Annotated in this window: 8 protein-coding genes; 3 read left to right on the forward strand and 5 right to left on the reverse strand. The window is 47.6% G+C overall.

The genetic code is table 11. The features are described 5' to 3' along the window. The first annotated feature begins 33 nt into the window (after positions 1-33). Complete coding sequence (locus QUB25_RS19490) at positions 34-693, forward strand: pentapeptide repeat-containing protein (RefSeq protein WP_333037700.1); 660 nt, start codon at positions 34-36, stop codon at positions 691-693. Between the two features lie 337 nt (positions 694-1030). Here the strand turns inward: QUB25_RS19490 and QUB25_RS19495 are convergent, their stop codons facing one another. The 4 genes from QUB25_RS19495 to acnB all read right to left on the reverse strand — a co-directional run bounded on the left by QUB25_RS19495 (position 1031) and on the right by acnB (position 5093). Continuing rightward, a complete protein-coding gene (locus QUB25_RS19495; RefSeq protein ID WP_445242214.1) occupies positions 1031-1411 on the reverse strand; it encodes a cupin domain-containing protein in 381 nt (126 codons plus the stop codon). Positions 1412-1496: 85 nt separating this feature from the next. Then, complete coding sequence (locus QUB25_RS19500; protein WP_333185229.1) at positions 1497-1952, reverse strand: nucleic acid-binding protein; 456 nt, start codon at positions 1950-1952, stop codon at positions 1497-1499. Between the two features lie 9 nt (positions 1953-1961). Then, positions 1962-2318 carry a hypothetical protein gene (locus tag QUB25_RS19505; protein WP_333185231.1) on the reverse strand — a complete coding sequence of 119 codons (357 nt, stop codon included), beginning with the start codon at positions 2316-2318 and terminating at the stop codon, positions 1962-1964. 159 nt (positions 2319-2477) lie between these two features. Next, a complete protein-coding gene (gene acnB, locus QUB25_RS19510) occupies positions 2478-5093 on the reverse strand; it encodes a bifunctional aconitate hydratase 2/2-methylisocitrate dehydratase (RefSeq protein ID WP_333185233.1) in 2616 nt (871 codons plus the stop codon). A gap of 153 nt (positions 5094-5246) precedes the next feature. On the opposite strand from acnB, the gene QUB25_RS19515 reads away from it, so the two are divergent. Both QUB25_RS19515 and QUB25_RS19520 read left to right on the forward strand, forming a co-directional pair. Next, complete coding sequence (locus QUB25_RS19515; RefSeq protein ID WP_333185235.1) at positions 5247-5492, forward strand: hypothetical protein; 246 nt, start codon at positions 5247-5249, stop codon at positions 5490-5492. A 173-nt stretch (positions 5493-5665) separates the two neighbouring features. Further along, positions 5666-9796 carry an EAL domain-containing protein gene (locus tag QUB25_RS19520; protein WP_333185237.1) on the forward strand — a complete coding sequence of 1377 codons (4131 nt, stop codon included), beginning with the start codon at positions 5666-5668 and terminating at the stop codon, positions 9794-9796. A 422-nt stretch (positions 9797-10218) separates the two neighbouring features. Here QUB25_RS19520 and QUB25_RS19525 read toward each other — a convergent pair whose 3' ends face one another. Next, complete coding sequence (locus QUB25_RS19525) at positions 10219-14778, reverse strand: PAS domain S-box protein (RefSeq protein ID WP_333185239.1); 4560 nt, start codon at positions 14776-14778, stop codon at positions 10219-10221. Positions 14779-15181: the final 403 nt, after the last annotated feature.

Here is a 15181-nt window from a genome sequence, read left to right on the forward strand (position 1 = left end):
TATTAAAAGAGAGATATTGCTGAGGGTGGGTATATGAAACTTGGGATTTTAACAACAACAGGGCTGGTAATTGCGATGGGCTTAGCCTCGGGAGTAAAGGCAGAAAACGTATCCCACGTCAAGCAATTATTAGAAACTAAAAAATGTAACCAATGCGACTTGACAGGAGCGCAACTTGCTGGTATGAATCTGAGCGGGGCAGATTTGAGCGGTGCGAATCTCAGAGGTGCAAATTTGAACGGTGCAAATTTGGACGAAGCCAAACTGAATGAAGCAAATCTGAAACAAGCTAAATTGCAAGGTGCGAGTTTAATTGGGGCTAAAATGCACGGGGCTAATTTGGAGGGTGCTGATTTGAGCCGCGCTAATCTGAGTTTGGCGGGTTTAGTGATTGCAAGTTTGAAAAATACCAACCTCACCAGCGCTAATTTAATCGGCGCTAATTTAGAAAGCGCCAATTTGGCGGGTGCAAACCTGAGAAATGCTCGCCAGTCTGTAGCGAATTTAGCTAATATCAGCCTCAGAGGTGGCAGTTTGTCGGGAATAGACGTACAGGGAGTCAACTTGCGGGATGCAAATTTGACCAATGCAAATTTGAACGGTGCCAATTTGAACGGTTCAGACTTGACAGGTGCTAATTTAAAGAATGCCAATATGGCAAATGTAGATTTAGAAAACGCTTCTTTGCCGTAGGACGATCGCCAATTGCTATATCAAATGCTGGTGCTTAACAAACTTAATATAATAAGGTAGGGGCAATTCTGAAATTGCCCCTATAGTTTTAATTGTATGATTTATCTTGTTTCCGGTCGCTGCGTAGGTCAATCGATTTTAGATTTTAGATTTTAGATTAAAAAATTGAAGCATTGACCCCACGGATAAATCCGGGGGGCAAGTTTCATCGGATACAGGTTTTTTTTATTTCTCCACGGATGAATCCGAGGGCTTGTATCCTGGATGCTTTCGGTCATTGTTCGGTGTGCGAAGCTTTTCCCTGGCGTCTGCGATTGCTTCATATTTGGATCTAGGATCAATCTTCCTCGTTAGCATCTTTGGCGAAGCGGATAATGTCATCATCGCCGAGGTATTCACCATTTTGGATTTCAATCATCACCAGAGGAATAACGCCTGGATTTTCTACGCGGTGAGCAGTATTCATGGGAACGTAGGTTGACTGTTTCTGCATGAGAATCGTCTCTTTGTCGTCGCAGATAACTTTAGCGGTACCGGAGACAACAACCCAGTGCTCGCTGCGGTGATAGTGCATTTGGGTGCTGATGTGATGCCCCGGCTTGACTTCAATGCGATTGATCTTATAACGATCGCCCGCGTCTATGACTGTAACTTGACCCCAATAGCGGGTTTGTGTGCGATCGTCAATTTTTTCGATTGTGTCCACTGTTTCCACCATCCTGTTTATCTCGCCAACGGTGTTTGCAAAAATAGCTGTAGTTCAAAGTATAACAGGGATAGGGTAAGTGCGATCGATTTAAACATTACTCAATTAGTCGCCACTCGCGAGCATCAACAAATTGCGACAAATGCCCCACATTTGTTGTAGCATTTACCACCTCATCGCCTTCACTTGCCTCCAATATTGCTTGCGCCGCCAAAATCACATCCCCGTCAAGTGCATTAGGTTCGGCTGTTGGTCTTCCTCTCCTTCTCGAATCAGCCCACAACTGAGCCGCTAAAAGCATTACCTCTGTAGTCAAATGACGGTAGGGAAGTTGCGATTTAAGTTCATCAAGTCGTCTAATGCCGGCCGCCTTACCTGCACGAATTAATTCGCGCCTCACCTCATAGTCAGCAATTTCAGGGAGTATTACAATGTAACCTTTCAGTGGCAAAGATTGCAGCCAAAGTTTACCCTCTTGATATAAAGGAGATGTGGCTTTGGGATTGGTAACAATTCCTAACGGCCCAGAATCTAAGAACACTATTCGGCTCATGGAATGATCTTATATATGCACGGAATTTTCTTCTAGTGCCTTGCGGAGAACTTCAGCGGTTTCTGTTTGCTCGTGTTCATCTCCATCGTCAACCCAAGACTGTAGCAATTTGCTCAGAGCTTCGTGCTGCTGTAGGGGATCGATGGTCTTAATTTCGTCTGTAGCTTTTATCGAAGTATCGGGGGTTCCTGGCTTCATTTCTACTGTTTCGCGAAATAGCCGAATCATCTGAAGTAAGTTTGGCCAATATTCTCTCGGAGTTTGCTGAATCTCCCGCAAAAAATCTACAATTTCTTCGCCTATGCGAGTTTCTGGCGCTGAAGTTGCTGTCGCTTGGCTTTCCCTGATTAAAGCTTGGTCAGGCATAATCACTTTTCTCCTTTCTCAGATTTATATGAAGTTCAATTGATTTACGAAAAAGGGAGGGGGGCGGGTCGATCAATATCCTGGACGTGAATTAGAGATGCAGGCGTGAACCCCTACTCCTATTATAAACAAAGGGCGGGCCCTAGCCCGCCGCACTTTTTACTTGCTCAACACACCATCTGGAATTCCCAAAATATCCTCAATTCGAGGCATATCTTCCAAAGCAATCACTCTGCCTTCATCCTCAAAACCTGCAATTTGATCGAAATTCAAATACCGATACAAATCCCCAGCAAAAGGATCGATTCTCTTCGACACAATGTCATTGTATTCTTGGACTGTAGGAATGCGACCTAACAGCGAACAAACCGCAGCCAATTCCGCCGAACCGAGATAAACTTGTGCATCTTTGCCCATGCGGTTGTTAAAGTTGCGAGTAGAAGTTGAAAACACCGTTGTCGCATCTTTAACCCGCGCTTGATTGCCCATACAAAGACTGCAACCGGGCATTTCTGTACGCGCTCCAGCGGCTCCAAAAATGCTGTAATAACCTTCTTCTTTGAGTTGTTGTTCGTCCATGCGAGTTGGGGGACAAATCCACAGGCGAGTTTTCACTTCCCCTGCACCTTCCAACACCTTCGCTGTGGCGCGGTAGTGACCGATATTTGTCATGCAGGAACCGACAAATACTTCGTCAACCCGATCGCCCGCAACCTCACTCAACAACTTAACATTATCCGGGTCATTCGGAGCCGCCACAATGGGTTCTGTAATGTCGTTCAAATCTATTTCGATGATTTCAACGTATTCCGCATCAGCATCCGCCTCCATCAGCACCGGATTTGCCAGCCATTCCTCCATCTTCGCTACGCGGCGCATCATCGTCCGCGCATCTTGATAGCCCCGCGCCACCATGTTTTTCAGCAGCGCGACATTGGAGCGAATGTACTCCGAAACAGTCTCTACGCTCAATTTAATCGTGCATCCAGCGCAAGAACGCTCGGCAGAAGCATCGGTCAATTCAAAAGCCTGCTCGACCTTCAAATCGGGCAAACCTTCAATCTCCATAATCCGCCCAGAAAAGACATTCTTCTTATTCTGTTTCGAGACTGTCAGCAAACCTTTTTGAATTGCTACATAGGGAATTGCATTCACAACATCCCGCAACGTTACTCCGGGCTGCAATTCGCCTTTAAACCGCACTAAAACTGATTCCGGCATATCCAAAGGCATGACGCCCAAAGCAGCAGCAAATGCCACCAATCCCGAACCCGCAGGAAAGGAAATTCCCAAAGGAAAACGAGTGTGAGAATCGCCGCCCGTTCCCACTGTATCCGGCAATAACATTCGGTTCAGCCAAGAGTGAATAATGCCGTCTCCGGGGCGCAAAGCTATGCCTGCGCGCTCTGCCATGAAATCGGGCAATTCATGGTGAGTTTTGACATCCACTGGTTTTGGATAAGCGGCGGTGTGGCAGAAACTTTGAATAACCAAATCAGCGCTAAATCCCAAACAAGCAAGTTCTTTCAATTCGTCCCGAGTCATTGGCCCGGTGGTATCTTGCGAGCCGACTGTTGTCATGACTGGTTCGCAAGATGTACCGGGACGAACGCCTGACAAACCGCAAGCTTTGCCTACCATTTTTTGCGCTAAAGTGAAGCCTTTTCCCGTATCTACTGGGATTGTGGGACGGGTAAAAATAGTGCTAGGTGCGAGTCCTAAAGCTGCGCGGGTTTTGTCGGTTAAAGTTCGTCCAATTAATAGCGGAATTCGGCCACCTGCGCGAACTTCGTCTAGAATTGTGTCGGGTTTGAGGGTGAATGTGGAGATGATTTCTCCGGCTTCGTTGGTAATTTCGCCTTGGTATGGATGGATGATAATCACCATTCCTGTTTCCATTTTGGAGACATCGCATTCGATCGGCAAAGCGCCGGAATCTTCAGCGGTATTGAAGAAAATCGGGGCGATCGCACTTCCTAAAATATAACCGCCACTGCGCTTGTTCGGCACAAACGGAATATCATTGCCAATGTGCCAGAGCACGGAATTAATCGCCGATTTTCGTGACGAACCGGTACCGACAACATCACCAACATAGGCTACGGGATGACCTTTTTGCTTCAAGTCTGCAATGGTTTGCAAAGCTCCTGGCATCTTACTTTCCAGCATCGCCAAAGCGTGTAGGGGAATGTCGGGCCGCGTGGTAGCATGAGGTGCAGGCGATAAGTCGTCAGTATTGGTTTCTCCAGGAACTTTGAAGACTGTAACGGTAATCGCTTCTGGCAAGACAGGACGGCCTGTAAACCACTCGGCATCCGCCCAAGAATCGACTACCTGTTTGGCGTAGGGATTGGTATCAGACAAAGCTATAACGTCGTGGAAAGCGTCGAATACTAACAACGTTTTGCTCAGTGCCCGGGCGGCGGTGGCGGGAATGGCGATTTCGGCAGTAGGATTGAGCAAATCGATTAAAGATTGGACGTTGTAACCGCCCATCATTGTCCCCAGCAGGTAAACTGCCCATTTGGGAGCAATTAAGGGGCTGTGGATTTCGCCTTTAGCAATGCCAGTTAAAAAACCAGCTTTGACGTAGGCGGCGCTGTCTACTCCTGGCGGGACGCGATCGCGCAATAATTCTATTAAGGTCTCTTCTTCTCCAGCCGGCGGATTTTTCAGCAGTTCACACAGTTCCGACGTTTGCTGGGCGTCTAGCGGCAGCGGTGGAATTCCCAAAGCGGCCCGTTCGGCAGCGGTACGGCGGTAAGATTCAAGCATTTCTCCTCTCTCCTCGGATAATATTCAGTGGTTGGCAAGCAGGTGACTTTACTTTTTAGATTAGGAGCTTCCGCTGCACATTGAGTAAAGTACCTCGCTCTTATAAAAACTTAACGCAACTTTAAAAACAGTAGATTGTCATACCAAAGATAGATGTGTTCTCCATTCCGAGTGTACGATATCGCACTCCAGCCGAGCAGTGTAGAGGCCGTCAGTTGCATTGTTGTGGTTAAGATTAATGTGTTGTGGGCTACGATCGATCGTCCTCTGCATCCATCCCTAACAACTAAAGCTAGGGAAGCATTTGTCAATGAGCAATTATGCTCAGAATTTACTCGGATTGTGGGTACAAAACTCAGATTGGCGCGATCGAGGAATCATGCCGAGTGCCATATTTAGACCCACCCACTCCCAAATCGCGAATTTTCTACTCCTAGAAAAGCAGTTTTTTTGAGTAATCTTACTGACTGACAAATGACATTAAGTCTTCAGTTGTTACCAATGCTCTGCATCGGAAATCGTCATTTACCACAAGTTTAAAAAAGTTGTCCTGCTAATGGATCGATTAAACAATGGAAAGTTTTATCCCTGAAAACTCTGAAAACTGTCACGGCTGGACCTCCAAGCCAGACTTGTACAAAGAGCTGCAAGGAACCAAAGAATTACTGCTGACGATCGCCAACTCGATGCCAATGCCACTGATCGTCAGCAGTCTGGCGGACGGCACAATTCTTTATAGTAACGATTTATGCCGTCAGGCTTTCGGGTTCACAGCCTTCAAGCCGATCGACGGCCAAAAAGCCGAAATACTCTACCACAAACCTGCAGATCGCCAGGAATTGCTGTTGCGGCTCGCCCGCAACGAACACGTCTGCGAGAGAGAAGTCCGGCTTAAAAAAGCTGACGGCACGCTGTTTTGGGCAAGTGTATCGATGCGGTATCTGATATTGGTGTCGGGGAAAGCTGTTCTGTCGGTGTTCAGCGACATTACCGATCGGAAACGAGCCGCCGCGAAGGAGCAGGAATTGCTCACGTCAATCCACTCGCGGGCCCGCCAGCAAGCGGCCGTCGCTTACTTGGGGCAGCAGGCCCTGGCAGAAACAGATTTGTCTGCACTGATGGACAAAGCTGCGGTTTTAATTGCTCAAACCCTGGACGTTGATTATTGCCAGTTGTTAGAACTGTTGCCCTCCGGTCATGCTTTTCTGCTGCGAGCGGGGGTGGGCTGGCAGCAGGGCCTCGTCGGCAGCGCTACTGTTGCCGCTTCTGCCCGATCGCAAGCAGGTTACACATTGCTAGCGGGCGAACCGACAATCGTCGAAGATTTGCGGGTGGAAACGCGCTTTAGCGAGTTGCCGCTACTACACAACCACCGGGCTGTCAGCGGCGTTACTGTAATTATTCCCGGCAATCGAAAACTGGGAAGCAACTGGGGACAAGCAGAACCAACAAACAGTTCGTCCTCGCAGGCCTGGGGCATTTTGGGGGTTCATACCAGCCAAAGGCGCGTTTTCAGCCAAGATGACGTTTATTTTGTAGAAGCCATCGCCAACTTGTTAGCTGCGGCGATCGAGCGCATTCTATCGCAAGAGCGCTTACAAATGATGGAACGGGCGATCGAAAGTTGCAGCAACGGCATTGCAATCACCGACGCAACCGTTGCAGATAATCCGATTATTTATGTCAATCCCAGTTTTGAGCGGATTACTGGTTATCGCAGAGACGAGTTAATGGGGAAAAATTGCCGATTTTTGCAGGGTACAGACACTGACACCCCCGCTGCCAAACAATTGCGAATTGCGATTGAAGAAGGCAGAGAATCTCAAGTTATATTACGCAACTTTCGGAAAGACGGCACTCCTTTTTGGCACGAACTTTCGATCGCTCCAGTTTACAACTCGCGGCGACACTTAACCCACTTTATTGGAGTACAAACAGACATTACCGACCGCCAGCGCTCGGAAGAAGAATTATTTGTAAATTCTCAAGCTTTAGCAGCATTTAGCGCTAATCTCAAACATTTGCATCGGATTACAACTTATCATTATCAAAACTTTGAAGAACTGGTTGACGATTATCTAACAGCAGGCTGTTTGATGTTTGGACTTTCTATGGGCATCATGGCTGAAGTTGACAACGAGACTTTTATTGTCAGAGCAGCTAAAAGCGATTTAGAATACTTCGTGCGAGGCTTAGAATTGAACCTCAGCGATACTTACTGCGCCGCAGTCATTAAACTTAACAAAACAGTTGCGTATTCTCATATAGGAGCAGATATTGAGATGCGCGAACATCCTGCTTATCAGAACTGCAAGGCGGAATCTTACATTGGAACGCCGATATTTGTTAACAATAAAACTTACGGCACGTTGAGTTTTAGTTCGCCAGAAATAAAGAAAAGAAAGTTCAAGTACGAGGAAATAGAAATTATAGAATTGATGGCTCAAAGTATTGGCAAAATTCTGGCGGTTCACCAAATGGAAGTCGAACGCCAGCAAGCTGAAAAAGAGCGATGCGAGTTAATAGTCTCTCTCAAAGAAAGTGAAGAACGCTATCGCCGTTTAGTAGAACTATCTCCCGAAGCGATCGCCGTTCACAGTCAAGGGAAAATCGCCTACATCAATGCTGCCGGCGCGAAACTCCTCGGTGCGAACTCTCCCGATGCGCTAATCGGCTTTCCCATATTGCATTTCGTCCATCCAAACTATGTGGAAATAGCCACAGAGCGCATTCGGCTAGTCGAGATAGAAAATCAGCCACTCGACCTTGCCGAACAAAAACTGATGAGGCTCGACGGACAAATAATAGACGTTGAAATGGCGGGCATCCCCGCTATTTATCAAGGCTCGACTGCTGGCCAGATTATTATCCGAGATGTCACCGAGCGCAAGCGAGTAGAACGGCAACTGCTGCACGGCGCTTTTCACGATGCGCTGACGGGTTTGCCCAACCGGGTTTTGTTCATCGACAGGCTAGGACAAGCCATCCGCCGATCCAATCAGTCCCCCGATTACAAATTTGGTTTACTTTTCCTAGATTTAGACCGCTTCAAAGTAGTTAATGATTCTTTAGGACACGTTTTAGGAGACAAACTGCTAATCGCCCTCGCGGAGCGACTGCAAACCTGCGTCCGCGTTTCTGATACCGTCGCCCGACTGGGGGGAGACGAATTCACCATCCTGCTAGACCACATTCAGAGCCTCAGTGACGCCACCCTCGCAGCTAAAAAGATACAAAAAGAACTGACGAAGCCGTTTCATCTCGAAGGACACGAAGTATTTACCACCGCTAGCATTGGCATTGTTTTCAGTCGAGGCGAAGCCACCGCCAGTGGCGAATTAAATTCGTACACTCACCCCGAAGAATTCCTACGCGATGCTGACATCGCTATGTACCGCGCTAAAGCTTTGGGTAAGGCCCGCCACGAAGTGTTTAATTTGGCGATGCACGACCAAACTATGTCGCTGTTGCAGTTAGAAACTGACCTGCGGTTGGCTATTTTGGGCAAGGAGGAATTAGGAGAGAGCAAGGATCAACGTTCGCACTTTATTGTGCAGTACCAACCGATTGTTTCGATCGCCAGCGGTGCGCTCGAAGGTTTTGAGGCCTTGGTGCGCTGGCACCACCCTGTTCGGGGTCTAGTTCCGCCGTCTACTTTTATCCCTGTAGCTGAAGAAACAGGTTTGATCGTGCCTCTGGGAGCCTGGGTGTTGCGGGAAGCTTGTCAGCAATTGCGGATTTGGCAAGAAATGTTAACCGAGCAACAGGGAAGAAGTCCCATGGAAGTCGGAACAAGGCCCTTCGACTCCCTTCGGCTGCACTCAGGGCGAGTAGCTCAGCGTAACAAGAAGGAAGAAGGCGCTTCGACTTCGCTCAGGGTAACAACAGAGAAGAGGGCAACGGGCAATGGAGGGAATTTAACTGATGTAACAGATACAGGGAATGAGGAACACGGAACTTTTACTGAGCCTAGCCCCAATATTGGTCACAGGGAAGAAAGAATCGGTAAAAAATTACCAATTCCCAGTTACCAATTCCCGATTACTGATTTCCACTCATCTATTACCCATTCCCAATTCCCAATTACCAATACTTCGGCTACGTTCAGTACAACTTCCCAGGTACCAATTCCGAATTTTAAATTACCCATTATTGATCCTTCGCAATTAACAATGAGCGTCAATCTCTCTCCTAAACAGTTAGGTATGCCGAATTTAATCGATGAAATCGATGAAATTTTAGCAGAAACAGGCTGCGATTCGAGCTGTTTAAAATTGGAGATTACTGAAAGCGCGATCGTGGAAAATGTCAAGAAAGCCAATATTGTGCTAGCCCAATTAAAAGGTAGAAATATTCGATTGTCGATCGACGATTTCGGTACTGGCTATTCGTCTTTGAGTTACTTGCACCGTTTTCCGCTGGATACACTGAAGATCGATCGATCTTTTGTGAGCCGCTTGGGGGCTGCCGAAAACGGTGACGACGGGGGTCAGCCTTTGCAGATTGTGCGGGCGATCGTAACTTTGGCTCACAATTTGGGATTGAATGCGATCGCCGAAGGTGTAGAGACAGGCGAACAGTTAGCACAGCTTCGAGAACTCGACTGCGAATTAGCTCAGGGATATTGGTTTTCTAAACCTTTGGACAGTTCTGCCGTGACAGAAATCCTGATAAATCTCGGTAATAGAGCAATTATGGAATGAGTGAGGGACGGATTGGTAAATAGTGCCTCACCCCGTGAAGACATTTTTGCTACAAACTCACAATCTCAAAACTGATGCACCAGGGAATAAATGGTGCATCAAAATTAGATTTTCGGTGCTCATATCAAATTGGTTAGCATCGGAATTCTTCATCTGCGTGAATCCGCATTAATCCCTTGTCATCTGCGGTCAGAAAAATTCTCTTTTTTAAACCGCAGATGAGGGCAGATTAACACTGAGTAACGCAGATGAATGAGATCAATTCCGGTTGTACCGTCCCTGATTACTGATTGTTGAGGAAATTTTACGTCCGACGACGATGCTACCGGAATTGATATGGTTGAGAATTACAAAGCTGACGCACAGTAACACTTTCGCAATTGCCAATTGCCAATTAAAACTTACAACTTACCAATTCCCTATTAACAATTAGCTTTGAGGGGTATTTCGATCACCAATTCTGTACCCTGTCCCGGCGAAGAAGTGCATTTCAGCGACCCATTGTGTCTGTCTGTAACAATTTGATAGCTAATCGACAACCCCATCCCAGTGCCTTTACCCACAGGTTTAGTGGTAAAAAATGGGTCAAAAAGCCGAGTGCCGACAGTCTCCGGTATTCCCGGCCCGTTGTCAGCAATCCGAATGATTACTTTGCCCGCTGGCGATATTTCAGTGCGGATGCGGATGTTGCTGGGCTTTTGCCGCATTTCCTCAGCAGAACGGCGCAGGTCCCGTTCTTCCAAAGCATCCAAAGCATTGCTCAAGATGTTCATAAATACTTGATTTAACTGTCCGGCATAACATTCTACTAAGGGCAGTTGAGCGTATTCTTTAATCACCTCAATTTCTGGATGATTGTGTTTAGCTTTGAGCCGATGCTGCAAAATCATCAGGGTGCTATCTATGCCGTCGTGGATGTTGACTGCTTTCATTTCCGCTTCGTCCATGCGGGAAAATGTGCGGAGAGAAGCAACAATTTGTTGAATTCTGTCTGCACCGACTTTCATTGAAGCAAGCAACTTTGGCAAGTCTTTCATCAAAAAGTCGAGTTCAATATTGTCTACTTCCTCTTGAATTTCCGGGACTGGATCGGGATAGTGGTTTTGGTAAAGTTCGATCAGGTGCAGCAAGTCTTGGGTATAGTCGTTGGCGTGGCTGAGATTGCCGTAAATAAAGTTAACTGGGTTGTTGATTTCGTGGGCGACTCCTGCCACAAGTTGACCGAGACTTGACATTTTTTCATTTTGAATTAACTGCGATTGAGTGCTGGTTAATTTCTGCAAGGTTTGCTCTAATTCGCGAGCTTTATTGCGAGTTTGGGCGTAAAGATCGGCTTGGTTGAGAGCGATCGCCAATTGAACTGTAACCGCTTGCAATAATTCTACTTCGCCCTCGCTCCAAGGTCGCACAGCAGCGGAGTGGGCGCAGGTAACAACGCTCACTACTCCCGAAAGTGCCTGCATCGGAATTGCCAACACAGATTGGTAGCCCATAGAATTAAGAGACTTTCTCCAAACAGGGTCTGCGAGCGCTCCGACATCATCAATTTGCAGCGTTTCTAGACGCAACATCTGTTCTCCTATAGTGCCGAAGTCAGAAGCTTTATAGCAACCTATTAAATCGGGAAGTTCTCTTCTGCGAGATTCTTGAATAATTTCCCAAAAAGCCTCTTCTTGTTCGCGGCGGTACCAGGAAAAATAGCACCGATCGATCTGCATGAAAGCCCGAATTTCTTGGACGGCGACAGCAATAATGCTGTCGAAATCGAGGGAATTGCGGATTTGAGTCGTGAGGTTGTTGAGCAATTTTTCTCGATCGGCTTGCTGCCTGAGTCGGGCTTCCGATCGCCTCAAGGCAATTTCTCCCCGCTTGCGATCGGTAATGTCTTCGATGACAGCTAATAGATATTGCGGTTTCCCATCAGCATCGAGGATTGATGTTTTCTTGGTATGAAATATCCGCATTTCTCTTTGGCTGGTTTCAATCTCTTCTTCGGCGATTTCTACAATTTGCCCGCTGTTGAGCACTTCCCTGTCTTTGGCGGTGAAAAAATCAGCTTGTTCTGTTGGGAAAAAGTCGTGATCATTTTTGCCGATAACTTCTGCTTCACTGAAACCGAGCAACTGTTCAGCTACTGGGTTCCACAGAACAAAGCGCAGTTCTTGGGCATCCTTGGCAACCACTCCTACGGGTATGGTTTTGAGGACTGATTCCATAAAATTTTGAGCGTGTTGCAGTTCTGCTTCTGCCTGTTTGCGATCGCTAATATCTCGGACGTTGGCAATGATGCTGAGATTGCCGTTGAGATTAATTCTGGACAGGGCCACTTCTGCATCAAAAGTTGAACCGTCGTTGGGACGCCTCGCTTTCCATTCCACGCGACCTGTTTCGCCGGCTAATACTCTTTCCCAAAGTTCTTCCATTTTCTCAATGGGATTGCTGCGTGTTGAATAGTCGTTTTTAATTGATAATTTTGTTGCTTGTTCCGGGCTCACTCCGTACATTTCTAACATTCGATTGTTGACATCGAGAATGTTTCCTTCTAAATCGTGAATGAAGATAGCATCGTAAACATTGTTAAATATCGTCCGCAGGTTTTGCTCGGAAACTTGCAGCGCTGCTTCTGCCTGTTTGCGATCGCCAATTTCTTGTTCTAATTGGGTGACTGCTTGGGAAAGTTCGGCCGTGCGATCGCTCACTCTGTCTTCTAACTCGACTGCTGCTTGCCGCAGTGCTGCTTCGGCGGTTTTGCGATCGGTAATGTCGAGCACCGTACCGAACAGTTTTACAACCTTGCCGTTCACATCGGTTTCGGCTTTGCCCAGGGCGTTCACGTGTCGCAAGATGCCGTCGGGACGGTAAAGGCGAAAGTCAAACTCAAAAGGGATGCCTGTTGCGAGTCCCTGCTGCACTTGAGTTTGCCACAATTCCAAATCTTCTGGATGAATCAGAGCTACCTGTTCGGCTATGTTGGGCGCGATGGGGGCCGGTTCGAGCCCGAAGATGCGGAAAAGTTCTTCCGACCAAGTGAGGGTTTCGGTGGCTGCGTCAAGTTCCCAATTGCCGACATGGGCGAGTCTCTGGGCTTCTTTGAGCTGCCGCTGGCTGTTGCGGATGGCGGTTTCGGCAACTTTGCGATCGGTGATGTCGAGCAAAACGCCGCAAAATATTATTTCGCCGTTCTCGCTGCGGGTGGGCATGGAGTCGCCCTGCCACCAGCGAATCTCACCGTCGGGCTTGACTAACCGCCCTTCGTAGTGCCAGGGACAAAGATTTTCTACGGCTTCGTTGACGGAAGCGAGGTGGCTTTCCGAGTCTTCGGGGTGGATGCGACAAATGAATGTATTTAAGTCTCGCGTCATTTCTGCTGCTGTGACGCCCGTGAGATCGAAGATGCGATCGCTAACGTAGTCAACTTGCCAAACTCCGTCCCGGTTGCAAAACTGAAACAGAGCTCCGGGGATGGTGGCCGCGATCGTCCGGAACCTGGCTTCGCTGGCCGTGAGGGCGGCAAAAGTCTGGCGCAGTTCTGCCGTGCGTGCTTCTACTCTGCGCTCTAGTTCTGCGTTGGCGTGTTGTAAGGCTGCTTCTGCTCGCTTGCGATCGGTAATGTCGGTGGCTGTGCCCGTGGTGCCGAGGAAGTTTCCGGTTTCGTCGTAGAGGCCGATGGCGTTAAACATCAAATGTTTCATGCTACCGTCTTTGGCGATTTGGGTGGTTTCGTACTGGAAAATTGATTCTCCGGCAAACAGGCGGGCGAACACTTCTAAATCTTTCTGGCTTTGTTCTGGTGTCACAAAGTCGGAGAAGGGCCGACCGATCATTTCTTCTGGTTCGTAACCGTAGATGTACTTAACTGCTGGGTTGACGAAGGTATAGCGCCCGATCGCATCGACCGACCAAATCATGTCTTGGGAGGTTTCTACCAGGCTGCGGTATTTGGTTTCGCTGGCTTTGACCGCTTCTTCTGTTTTTTTGCGTTCCGTCATGTCGCGGGAGACGCCGACAGTCATGACGATTGCGCCGTCTGCGTTGCGGATCGGTGTTTTGACGGTGCTGAACAGCCGCACTTCTCCGTCGTAGCGCGTCACCGGTTCTTCGGAAATTTGCAGAGTCTGTCCGGTTTCAAAGACGAAGGCGTCATCTTTGATGTACTGGAGAGTATTGTCGGTATCGGCGAAAGGTGCGTCTACTATGCCTTGAAGTTCCTCTTCAGTCATGCCGTAATAGTTGCGGAATGCTTGATTTGCCCAAACAATTTTGGATTTGGGGCCTTTGACTAATACCATATCGCCGATCGAATCGAGAATTTGGTGATATTTTTGCTCACTGTCGCGGAGTTTCTGCTGCGCGGATTCGATTTCTGCTATTTGCCTCTGGGTTTGCAAGTGCAGTTCGGCTTGGTAGATGGCAACGGCTAAATGGTCGCCTACTTGTCTGGCAAATTCGATTTCGTCTTCTTGCCACTGGCGGGGTTGACCGCAGGAGTGAATGCACAGCAATCCCCACAAATGTTGCCCTTGCAGTAGCGGTACGACTAAGTTGGCCCGGATTTGAAACCGCTTGAGGATTTTGAGGTGACAAGGGCTCAACCGGGCTTTGTAGATGTCCGTGACTGCTTGAACGTAACCTTTGGTGTAGTTGGCTGCAAATTGTTCGCCAAAGCAATTGTCGCGGACTCTGCTTCCCAAAGAGGGGCTGTATTGGGGCAGTACGTCTTCGGACACTACTTCGCCCTCATTCCATTCGGATTCGGGAAAGAAGCGGTAGATGGCGACTCGATCGGCATTTAGGAGTTGCCGAACTTCGGTGGCTGTGATTGTGAATATTGTTTCTAAGTCTAGGGATTCACGAATTTTGCTAATAACTCCCATCAGCGCCTGCAGCTTTTTGAACCAGGTTTGAGACTGCGTTTCTCTTTCTAGGTGAGCTAGTTTCTCGCGCAGGTTGCTGACTTCGTGATACAGGTATTCATGAAACATAATGATTTTTATTTAGTTATTTTGCGGTTTGTTATCGAGGTTGATGGCATCTCAATAGCGCTCTGCAAGTTGAGCCTGGTAACTCAAAAAGGCAAAGAACATATTCTCCTCATTCTGCTAGCACTTAGCAGCTACTCACACTGCATTTCCGTATTTTTTCGATATTTGGAGGTCTATCGACCATCTTAGCTCCCGTATATTTACTGAAAAAGTTGCATAATTTGCTACTTCATTAATTGTCAATTAGTGGGACTAATGCTAACAAAACTTACCCATAAACCCGGTTTCTTAACGTAATTAACTCAGGAAAACTCCGAAAGTGGAAACAAGAAACCCGGTTCCATTTCGCGAGCTGGAGGAGCGTCTCTGACTAATTTTGACATTTTTTTTGTTCGCATTGGGT

The sequence above is a fragment of the Microcoleus sp. B3-D7 genome, from assembly GCF_036705305.1.
In the GTDB taxonomy this organism is placed as follows: Bacteria; Cyanobacteriota; Cyanobacteriia; order Cyanobacteriales; family Microcoleaceae; genus Microcoleus.

Excerpts from the sequence above, each read along its gene's own strand:
- QUB25_RS19490 (WP_333037700.1), top strand. The coding sequence starts at position 34 with ATGAAACTTGGGATTTTAACAACAACAGGGCTGGTAATTGCGATGGGC.
- QUB25_RS19495 (WP_445242214.1), bottom strand. The coding sequence starts at position 1,411 with ATGGTGGAAACAGTGGACACAATCGAAAAAATTGACGATCGCACACAA.
- QUB25_RS19500 (WP_333185229.1), bottom strand. The coding sequence starts at position 1,952 with ATGAGCCGAATAGTGTTCTTAGATTCTGGGCCGTTAGGAATTGTTACC.
- QUB25_RS19505 (WP_333185231.1), bottom strand. The coding sequence starts at position 2,318 with ATGCCTGACCAAGCTTTAATCAGGGAAAGCCAAGCGACAGCAACTTCA.
- acnB (WP_333185233.1), bottom strand. The coding sequence starts at position 5,093 with ATGCTTGAATCTTACCGCCGTACCGCTGCCGAACGGGCCGCTTTGGGA.
- QUB25_RS19515 (WP_333185235.1), top strand. The coding sequence starts at position 5,247 with ATGTGTTCTCCATTCCGAGTGTACGATATCGCACTCCAGCCGAGCAGT.
- QUB25_RS19520 (WP_333185237.1), top strand. The coding sequence starts at position 5,666 with ATGGAAAGTTTTATCCCTGAAAACTCTGAAAACTGTCACGGCTGGACC.
- QUB25_RS19525 (WP_333185239.1), bottom strand. The coding sequence starts at position 14,778 with ATGTTTCATGAATACCTGTATCACGAAGTCAGCAACCTGCGCGAGAAA.